This is a genomic window from Bilophila sp. 4_1_30 (assembly GCF_000224655.1).
GTDB classification, from domain to species: domain Bacteria; phylum Desulfobacterota; class Desulfovibrionia; order Desulfovibrionales; family Desulfovibrionaceae; genus Bilophila; species Bilophila wadsworthia.
The window spans coordinates 9,747-19,148 of the sequence record NZ_JH114233.1 but is presented as its reverse complement, the minus strand read 5'-3'; the positions used below and the strand labels follow the sequence as shown (position 1 = coordinate 19,148).

Sequence of the window (9,402 nt, the reverse complement as noted above, 5' to 3'; positions counted from 1 at the left end):
CTTCCCCTCCAAGTTCAATACAACACATAATGCATGAACGCGATGACCCCGGCGATGGCGACGAGGGTAACGACGAAGCGCGAGAGCTGCATACCGATGACTATGGCGAACGCGACGGGCACGGGGAAAATCCCGAGCGCCGAAGGGAGATTCCTCCGCAGAGTGCGGAAGGGGTTGCCCACCGCGCTCCCGACGAGCATCGCCAGCAGGATCTGCGCGTTGTCGATGAGCCCTTCGGCCCTGAGGTTCGCGGCGACCGCGGAAGACTGCACCAAGCCGCCCATCTGCGCGGCGACCACGGATACCAGTTCCGCAGGGAAAAAACGGTTCACCTGATCAGGGACATACTGCTCCCAGAAATTGAACGCGCCGTTCTTCAACAGCCATTCGATGCAGAGCATCAGCGGGACCGTGATACACACCATGCGAAACAGCAACGTCAACGATCGGACGGCGGCTTTTCCCACGGCGGAAGGCCACCCGAGCGGGGCTTCGTCTGCCGGGGGAATGCCGGAAATGGGCGTATCCCCGTGCCCGGAGACATACCAGCGGTTCCAGAGCAGCACGCCGAGAATGACGATGAACCCGCCCGAGAACTGCGCCGCGAAGTAGAGCGCCCCCGGAAGCCCGATGGCTCCGAGCACCGGATACATGACCCGGATGGAGTGCGAGACGTAGGCCAGATAGCTGTTCGCCATGCCGCCCGCAATAAGCGCCGAGGTGCGGATATGCCCGTCGGCATGGCTGCTGACCAGTATGCTGTTGGCCGCTGCGTTGGAGCAGAGCGCGGTCGGCATCGCAAGGCCCACGATCTCGGGGAGCCGGGCCATCCGGGCCAGCTTGCCCATGACCCGCGCCAGCGCCATGTGCCAGCGCCGCGCCTCCATCAGCCCTCCGAGGAAGGCCGCGATGCCCACGATGGCGAACAGGCGTCCGAAGGTTTTCATCTTGGCGAAGATTTTTTCCGCCGGGGTGAGCGGCGCGTGCCGTTTCATGCGGGGGGCCGCAGTGTCCATCTTTGTCGGCCCGGAGGAAGTCATGGCGTCTTCGCCCACATCCGCGTCCATAGCCTCACTGACGGGAGCGGGCCGGTGCATCCGGCTTGTGGGGGCGCTCGTGCCGTTTTGTTCCGGCTTCGGGCGCATCATGTGGGATTCCGGCATGTGCAGCATAAGCCAGCAGGCTCCGATGACGGCCAGAACGAACCACAGGATGCGGCTCGGGCGCCTCCACGGAGGCGGAAGAGGGCGGCGTCCGCGTTTCATTGCTTTTTGACCATGATGAGCGACAGGTACTCTTCCGGACGGTCGGCAACGGCGTCCAGATCGGTCAAGAGGGTTTGCCCTTCCATTGCCAGATGCTCGCCGTACAGGATTTCCACGTTTTCCTCGCGCCTGAGGCGTTCCACCAGTGCCTTGCGGCTACGGTAGGTCTTGAGGAGAATCGTGGTGGAGCCTTTGGGAAAGTCCAGAGTTTCGGCCATTTCCGACTTGAAGGACGGGATGACTCTGAGCTGTTCGCCGTTTTCCACGAGCACGGTTCCGGCTTTCGCCGTCAGAGTGGCGAAGGAGGTGATGCCCGGGACGATTTCCAATTCCACGCCGGGGATGGCTTCACGTATGATTTCCAGCACATAACCGAAAGTGCTGTAGGTCATGGCGTCGCCGAGCGTGGCGAAGGCACAGTCCCGGCCCGCTTTCAGTTCCGTAATGATGGCGTCGGCGTTGGCCTGTACCTGCGCGGCGCGGACAGCCTTGTCACGCGACATGCTGAATATCTGGAGATGGATTTCTCCGCGCGGCTCGAGGGATTCGACCACGGACCGGGAAACGCTGCTCGATGCGTTTTGGGAGATGACGGTAAAGATTACATCTACGGAGCGCAGCACGTCCGCCGCCCGGAGGGTCAGGTACCGAGGGTCGCCGGGGCCGATGCCCACGCCGTACAGTTTTCCCGGTTTCATGGTAAAATCCTTGTAGTGGGTTGATATTTCGGGGAAAGGAGGGCTTCTCTTGCCTTTCCCCGAACCCTCCCCTTTCTCTCTAAAGGCTTCTGTTATGTGAGGAGAGGGGGAATCGGGTTCTGTTTCTCTGCAACAAGCGGCATTCTTTATAGAATTGATTAAATAAGGAAAAATCCTTAAATTGAAATATGTTGTATCGCGCCCCGGTTTTGGGGTTCACAGGAAAAACCCCGAAAAGGGATTCAATAAAGCCGAAAGTCTTGGGAGGGGAAAGGGGGGAGGTTCGGAGGAGGGAAGAGGAAGCCCTTTTCCAGAAGGGTTCCCCTTCCCCCCTCCGGTTCTTCACACTCTATCCCTGCTTAGTCCGCCTTCTTCGTGTTGGCGAGATCGACAACGGCGTTCTGGGTGTGGCTGAGGAAGATGTCCTGAATGCCCTTGAGCTGGCCGAGGCCCTTGAGGTTGGGCATGGGGGTCATCCCGGCAGCCTTGATGCGGGAGGCCCAGGAGTCCTCTTCCGGCCCGGCGAGATCGTTGTTGGCGTGGTCGCCCGCAACGATCATGAAGGGCTGGAGCCAGACGCGCTTGGCGCCGGAAGCCTTGAGCTTGGGCAGGACGTTGTCGAAGCTGTTGGAACCTTCGACGGTGGCAAGCCAGACGTGGGGATCGGCCTTGTGGAAGGCGGCGGCAGTGGCGGCGAGGGTCAGGTCGCCGGGGCCGCGGTCGTTGCCGTGGCCCATGAGCACCACGGCGTCGCCGGGCTTGCGATCCTTGGGCAGGGAAGCGAGCACAACCTTGACGACGGCGTCGAGATCCTTTTCGGAGACGAGGAGAGGGTAGCCGACCTTGACCGTCTTGAATACGCCGGGATTCTTGGTGATGTTTTTAACGACCATGCGTTCGAGCTGGTTGTATTCCTCGGCGGGGGCGATGTGCAGGGACTGGATCTTGAGATCGGTCACGCCCTGTGCGGCGAGCTCATTCATCGCGGCGTTGACGGAGAGGACGGGTTTGCCTTCCTTGGCCAGCTTGTTGCGGATGATGTCCGAGGTGAAGGCCAGAAGCACGGGGTCATTCCCGGCGGCTTTCTTGTAGGCCTTTTCAATGTCGTCGATTGCGGGCCTTGCGCTGTCCATCGAAGTTCCGAAGGCGACGAGCAGGGTGCCCGTCTTGGCGAAGGCGGTTCCGGCAGCCAGCAGGCAGCACAGCAGAACCATGACGAAACATTTTTTCATGGCAACTCCTTGGTCCAATCATCGTGGACCGGACGGAACGCATGGCGGCGTCCGTACCATATGAGTTTTCAGGCTGGTTTCCCGGCTTGAGGATCTTCTTTGCCCGCGCCTTCCCGTAGACGGCGTCCACAGTGGCTGTTGCGGGTTCATCCCCTCTCACGGTTGCGGGGTCAGCGTCGTTTTTACGAACTTCCCAATTATCCCGAAATATTCGGGCACCTGAAACGGTTGCGGCGGTTACGGCGGGGCACTCGGCCCGGCGGTCTTTGGAGCTTAGGCAGGGGCTGTGGCGTTTCCGCCATGCTTTTCCAGGGCATCAAACGCGTATGCGTCGTTACTCAGACCTGTTTCTAAGCACCTTCTTTTTATCCTACGTGCCTGATGGCTTCAAGGGTTTTGAGAGGCGTTAGGAATATCAGAATCCTATTTTTGTCCTTTTATGCACTTGTTTCTTTTGATATCCAGTGGGTGGGGCATTCCCAAAAAATTTTTTTGAGTTGCCATGATAGCGCCACAAGAGCTACAGGGATTCTGCCTGCGGACCGTGTGTCTCCTCCGCATCCGTTGGTTATCTCATATATCAGAAGGCGCCTTTTGTCCAGAGTTCCGTGGCAGCACACGGAAAAGTTTTTGTTCGAACCATGAGGAACCACAGGTTTCTTCTTATCGATAACGCAAGGCCGGACGCCGTATTGGGGGGATTGTGGATGCGTTGCGGGATGGAGCGGGAGGTGTGGGACGGTGGGTATTGAGAAATATCTTGATGGATACGGGAGGAACCGAGGAGGGAAATGGGCGAATGGCCCAATCCCAATGGTGGATTGAGCGTGGAAAAAAACGACGGGACACCCGGAAGGGGAAGCCCCGGATGTCCCGCAGTGTGAGCGTGGCTGTGCCACGGGAAAGCTCCGCCCGCAGGGTTGGGGGGAACCGCAGGCGGAGAATGGACTGTCCTCGTATTACGCTTTCCCCATTGCCATCATCTGGCGCGGGAAGGCGAAGCGGGGGGTGGGGTATGCGCAGCCAGCCGAAAGGACATGGCGTTCGGAAGGGCCGAAGACGGCAAGTTCGTCTTCCACATGGCGATGGAATTCTTGCTTGATGTCATGGCACGGTGCTCCTTGGCGGGTGTGGCGCGGTTTTCCGTGGAAAAGGTTTGTCCCGTTTGCACGGCTGCAGATTCGGCGGCAGGGCGTCGTTTCTTCCGCATAGAGGGTGGGAATGAAGAAAGGCCGTTTTGTGTCCCGGCGCGTTTTCCCCAAGAGGAGGAAAGGAAAACGCGCCGGATTTCTTTCCGACTCCGGCGGGGACCCGAAGCCCCGCCGGACGGCCCGTTAGAGTCTTTTCGCTTTGGGATGCCCTAATAAAGGTCGTTGTCGATAAAGCGCTTCTCTTCCTTGCCCTTCCAGAAGTCCGCGACGCCGAGTTCGCCTTCAGCGTCCACGAGGACGTCACGGATGGCCTTGACCTGCTCGGGGCTCAAGGGGTTCTTCTGCTTGTGGGTGGCGAGGATTTCCTTTGCGCGTTCGCGGGCCTGCCCATAGAGATCGGGCTTCCCGGAGGCGGCCCACATGTCGTAGTTCCGGCGGTTCATGAGGTTGTAGGTGCTGAGGTCGCCGAGATGTTCGAAGGTGTCCATTTCAGCGAGGTACGTACCGAAGGGGCCGACTTCCTTGATCAGGTCCGTGGAGAGGGTTGTGGCGTCAACCTTGAAGCCAGCCAGCATCCGCAGCACATAATCAATGATTTCGTCGTCCACGAGCAGGGTCGGGATGTCGAACGTAAGTCCCGTCTCAAGCATGCCCTGACCGAAAAGGACACTGGCACCTGCCAGCGCGGTCATCAGGCGGTTGAGAGCGCGTTCGGCTCCGGCCTGCACGTCGTTGCATATGCTGTCCGTCTATCCACCGGCAATGTAGCTTGGGATATTGTAGTATTTCGACATCCGGGCCATTGCCGCGTTGAGCACGAACACTTCGGGGGCCGCCACGAGGGAAAGGCCCTTTTTCATGTCCATGACGCAGGCGGACGCGCCGTACAGGGTGGGGTTGCCCCTGTTCACGCATTGCATCAGGGTGTTGAAGGCGAGGAAGTCCGCGTTGTGTACGGCTACGCTCCCCGCATAGCTGATGGGCGAGGTCGCGCCCTGCTGCACCATGACGAGGATGTGGTTGGGGAGCCCGGCCTCGGCCACGATTATGGCGTTTTCGCAAGCCTCATGCGAGATGCGGAGCGGGCTGATCGTGGTGTGGTTGAAGGCGGTGCGCGGACGGCGCTTGAGCTCTTCCTTTCCGCCGGCGGCGATTTCCGCCATCTTGATCATCTTCTTGGTCTGGAAGGGGCTGCCGGACACCAGGTGCATGGGCTTGCTGGTGTAGCAGAACGCCACTTCCGCATTGTGCATCGACGCGGATTCGGACGGCACGTCCTGCGGGCCGATGGCGCGGTTGTAGATGTGGATGTTGTCGAGCGAGTCCACCACGCGCAGGATGTCGACGGCGTCCTGCTTGACGGTGGAACGGCGTTCGCCGGTTTCAAGGTCATGGGTGAAGATGCCTTCGCCGAAGTTGGAGGCATACACCTGATCCTGCGCCATGTGGATGTCGTCGTCGGGCGTCCTGCCGCGATGGACGAACTCGGCGGGGACCGCTTCCAGCGCGCTTTCCACAAGCGTGCGCGGGAAATGGGTGCAGCCGTCCGCGTCTTCCCAGCAGCCGTGGTCGCGCAGGACTTCGCGTGCCGTTTCGCTGTCGAAGTACGCGCCCCGGTCGTGCAGGACTTCTAGGGATGCCTCATGGATCTTTTCGCAGTCCTTTTCGCGGAGGAAGTTCAGGCCGACGCCGACTCCCCCCATCAGACTGGAATGTGCCCATCTTTTCATACAAGCCTCTCTGGGTTTGCTGAAGCGTATCGTAAGGCGGAACGGGTCCGCCGTGCCTCTGCCGTTGTTCGCCCGGAAAGTTCCGGGGGGTGTCCCGAACGGGATGTTTCCGCATCCTCATTCATAAGGAACACTTTTTTTCCCGCATCGCATTGCGAGCGCTTTGGGAAAAGGAGGGTGAGAGCCGGGGAGAAAGGGCAACCCGCGCGGGTGTCCCGCTCGGCGTAAAGGTTTCCCCCCTTTTCAGCCTCATTCCCCTTCGGGAAAGAGCATCCGTTCCACGTAGGCGTCGGTGAAGCCCTCGTGGGCGGAAAGTTCGATGTACCGGGTGCGGCGGATGATGCCGAGGGCGCTTTCGGCCGCACCTTCCTCGGTCGCGTAGCGCAGCGCGCCGGAACCGGCGGCATTGCCGAGTACCGTGACCCGGTCGGAAAGTTCTTCGGGGATGAGCCCGATGCGGGCCGCGCTTTCCGGGCGCATGGCGGAACCGAAGCCGCCCGCAAGATAGAGGCGGGCCACATCCGCGGTTTCCATGCCCGCCTCCCGCAGCAGGATGTCGATGCCCGCGCGCACGGCGGCCTTGGCGAGCTGCACTTCCCGGATGTCCTTTTGGGTGAAGCGCACCGAATCCGTGAAGGCCAGTGCATCGTCTGTAATCCGTGCGCCGAGCGGGGAAGCGTCGGCTTCGAGGCGTCCGGTTTCGTCCACGAGCCCGGCGTCAAGCAGCAGGGCCAGCGCATCCAGTACCCCGGAGCCGCACAGCCCGCGCGCGGGCGCGCCGCCGATGGTGGTAAAGGACAGGCCGCGTTCCGGGTCGGGCGAAACGGTATCGATGGCCCCATCCTGCCCGGCCATGCCGCAGGAAAGGGTTGCGCCCTCGAAACATGGCCCGGCAGCCGCCGAACAGGCGTAGAACATGCCGTTCGCACAGAGCACGGTTTCAGCGTTGGTTCCGAGATCCACGAGCAGGAAGGGCGGCTGGCTGCGGTGGGCGTCGGCGGCGAGGAGCGAAGCCACGATGTCCGCGCCGATATAGGCGGAAATGCCGGGCAGCAGGAACGCGGGGGCTTGCGAGGCGATGCCCAGATCGGCGGCGGGCAGGCGCATGGGTTCGAGCGTGGCGGGGATGAACGGGGCCTTGCCGATGTGTTCGCCGGGCAGCCCGCAGAGCAGGTGCATCATGGTCGTGTTGCCGGTCAGGGACAGGAAATCCACGTCGCCGATCCCGGCCTGTTCCAGCAGCCCGGCGAGCATTGCGGAAATCTGCTTGGCGATGGCCTGTTGCAGCGGGTTCGGGCCGTTGCGGTGTTCTTCCCATTCCGTTTCGTGGCGGATGCGGCTGATGACGTCCGCGCCGTAGGGCGACTGGGCGTTGTGTTCGCCGCGTGCCGCAACCACGTGCCTGCGTGCCGTGTCCACGAGCAGGGCGGCGACGGTGGTGGTGCCGATGTCCACGATAAGGGCGTATGCCTCATCCGAGGTCGCATAGCCGACGAGGGTTTCCCCATGCATGAGGCCGAAGCCGCACACGTTGCCGTGCCCGTCGCCGCACCCGCCGTTGGAGCGGGCCTTACGTATGAAGGCGGGCAGGGCGGCGAGCTGGCCGAGGCCGAGGGCGTGGCCCTCTGCGCCGCAGGCGTCGATGAGGCGTTGCAGGTCGCTGCGCTGGTCGTCGAGGGAGGGCTCGGGCATGGCGAAGGGGCGGCGCTCCACGATAGGCCGGAACGGGTAGTCCGATTGCGCGAACCGGGTGAGCACGCGCAGGGCTCCGGCTTGTGGGATGGCGATGTCGAGCCCCTCAACGGCGCGGGTGTGGCAGGCGAGGCGCAGCCCGGAAGCGATGGCGTCGTCGCCGAGCAGGGCGCGTTCCTCGGCGCAGGGTTCGGTGGCGGCGAGGATGAGGCACTTGCCGCACTTGCCGACGCCGCAGGGCAGGGTGAGCAGGCCCGTTTCGCGGAGCAGGGGGGCGAGGGGCGTTCCCGCCTCGGCGCGAAGGTTGGCGATCCCTCCAGCGTGGCGCACGGTGATTGAAACGCTCATGATGTCACCCTCATGGCAGTAATGGCCCCTTCACCGTCGAGATCCGGCGTGAAGCCGGGAGCGATGCGCATGAAGCGCCCGTCCTTGCCCCCGTCGAGCAGGGCCTGGATGAAATTGGGGTCGCCGGGAAGTTCCCGGTAGCCAAGCCCGGCGTCGTCGGCCACGGCTTTGGCGGTCTGGACGAGTTCCTGCTGGTCTTCCCAGCCTTCCCAGAGGATCAGGCAGGCGTTGGTATAGTTCCTGAGCCACGATCCTTCGAGTTCGATGAGGTAGGCCGCGGAGTCGGCGCCGAACCGCTCTTCGTATTCCTTGAAGCGCTTTTCGCGGTTTTGGATGAACGAGGTTTGCGAATAGCGGAGCCAGCCGGGGGAGAGCCAGTAGGTGCCGCCGCCGAGGGATGATTCGTTGGCTTGTTCCTGCGTCGCCCCGAGCAGGACCGGGATGCAGTCGTGGACACGGGGGAGGATCAGGGCCGCGGTGCGCCCGGTCACGCCGGTGAGCCCGCGCCCGCACAGGCCGTAGACGAGGAAAATGACCGTTTCGCCCTTGGCTTCCAGCGCGTCGACGGCTTGCTGCACGCGTCGGCGGAGTTCGTCCGGCGTATCGTGGAGGCCCTGTTCAAGATACGTCACCTCGGGCGCGTTGCGCATGGCTCGCGTCAGGCGTTCCAGCTCGGGGCGGAAGACTTCGCAGGCGATGAGGTGCATATCCGTTTCCTTTCCGCCGGGTGGCGGGGTTGCCGGGGCCGTTTGGGTGGGAGGATCCGCCTTGCGGCGGGAAGCATGGGAGAGGCGGGCCGCCTCTTTGCCGTGTTTCCCGGCGGCGGGGTTTCCGTTTCGCCTCCGCTCCACTCCTTTCATACGGAGGGGCTTCTTGCGGGCCGCCCCCCCCCATCAGTCAAAAGTCTTGGGAGATGGAGGGGAGGGGGCAACCCTTCTTCAGAAGGGGGCCTTCTCCCTTCCCCCGATTTCTCTTTCTACGCCCTCGCGGCGGCGCAGATTTCGAGGGCCTTTTCCGCCGCCGAGGAGGCGTCGGGGGTGTAATAATCGGCTCCGATGGACTCGCGGAAGGCGTCATTGACGGGTGCGCCGCCGATCATGATTTTGACCTTTCCGGCAAGGGGGCTCTCGGCCACGCCCTTCACGACATCCTTGATGTGGACCATCGTGGTGGTGAGCAGGGCGGAACAGGCGATGATGTCGGCGTTGTGCTTGGCGGCGGCTTCAATGTATTTGGCCGGGGGCACGCTGTTGCCGAGGTCGATGACGTTGAGGCCCTTGGATTCC

6 protein-coding genes, 1 pseudogene and 1 riboswitch are annotated in these 9,402 nt (G+C 62.3%); all 7 genes and pseudogenes read right to left on the bottom strand.

Translation table 11 applies throughout. The features are described 5' to 3' along the window. Positions 1-14: 14 nt before the first annotated feature. Entirely contained in the window at positions 15-1,148 is a 1,134-nt protein-coding gene (locus HMPREF0178_RS12220; protein WP_232281267.1) for a hypothetical protein, read from the bottom strand. 113 nt (positions 1,149-1,261) lie between these two features. Beyond that, positions 1,262-1,963 (bottom strand): precorrin-2 C(20)-methyltransferase, encoded by a 702-nt coding sequence (cobI, locus tag HMPREF0178_RS12215; RefSeq protein ID WP_005023871.1) that lies wholly within the window; start codon positions 1,961-1,963, stop codon positions 1,262-1,264. Positions 1,964-2,322: 359 nt separating this feature from the next. Beyond that, on the bottom strand, positions 2,323-3,195 hold the full coding sequence (locus HMPREF0178_RS12210; RefSeq protein ID WP_009368345.1) for a sirohydrochlorin cobaltochelatase: 873 nt from the start codon (positions 3,193-3,195) through the stop codon (positions 2,323-2,325). Positions 3,196-3,248: 53 nt separating this feature from the next. Beyond that, positions 3,249-3,433: riboswitch (cobalamin riboswitch) on the bottom strand. 1,122 nt (positions 3,434-4,555) lie between these two features. Beyond that, positions 4,556-6,049: pseudogene (locus tag HMPREF0178_RS22580) on the bottom strand (trimethylamine methyltransferase family protein). Between the two features lie 276 nt (positions 6,050-6,325). Further along, positions 6,326-8,116, bottom strand: a complete 1,791-nt coding sequence (locus HMPREF0178_RS12190) for an ASKHA domain-containing protein (RefSeq protein WP_009368342.1) — start codon at positions 8,114-8,116, stop codon at positions 6,326-6,328. After that, positions 8,113-8,823, bottom strand: a complete 711-nt coding sequence (locus HMPREF0178_RS12185) for a DUF1638 domain-containing protein (RefSeq protein WP_009368341.1) — start codon at positions 8,821-8,823, stop codon at positions 8,113-8,115. Before HMPREF0178_RS12185 ends, HMPREF0178_RS12190 begins: the two co-directional genes overlap by 4 nt. Positions 8,824-9,092: 269 nt before the next feature. Next, positions 9,093-9,402, bottom strand: a 310-nt coding sequence (locus tag HMPREF0178_RS12180; protein ID WP_009368340.1) for a B12-binding domain-containing protein, incomplete at its 5' end; no start/stop codon positions are given.

Bases quoted from the DNA above. Each gene is read 5' to 3' on its own strand.
- HMPREF0178_RS12210 (WP_009368345.1), bottom strand. From the start codon at position 3,195: ATGAAAAAATGTTTCGTCATGGTTCTGCTGTGCTGCCTGCTGGCTGCC.
- cobI (WP_005023871.1), bottom strand. From the start codon at position 1,963: ATGAAACCGGGAAAACTGTACGGCGTGGGCATCGGCCCCGGCGACCCT.
- HMPREF0178_RS12220 (WP_232281267.1), bottom strand. From the start codon at position 1,148: ATGATGCGCCCGAAGCCGGAACAAAACGGCACGAGCGCCCCCACAAGC.
- HMPREF0178_RS12185 (WP_009368341.1), bottom strand. From the start codon at position 8,823: ATGCACCTCATCGCCTGCGAAGTCTTCCGCCCCGAGCTGGAACGCCTG.
- HMPREF0178_RS12190 (WP_009368342.1), bottom strand. From the start codon at position 8,116: ATGAGCGTTTCAATCACCGTGCGCCACGCTGGAGGGATCGCCAACCTT.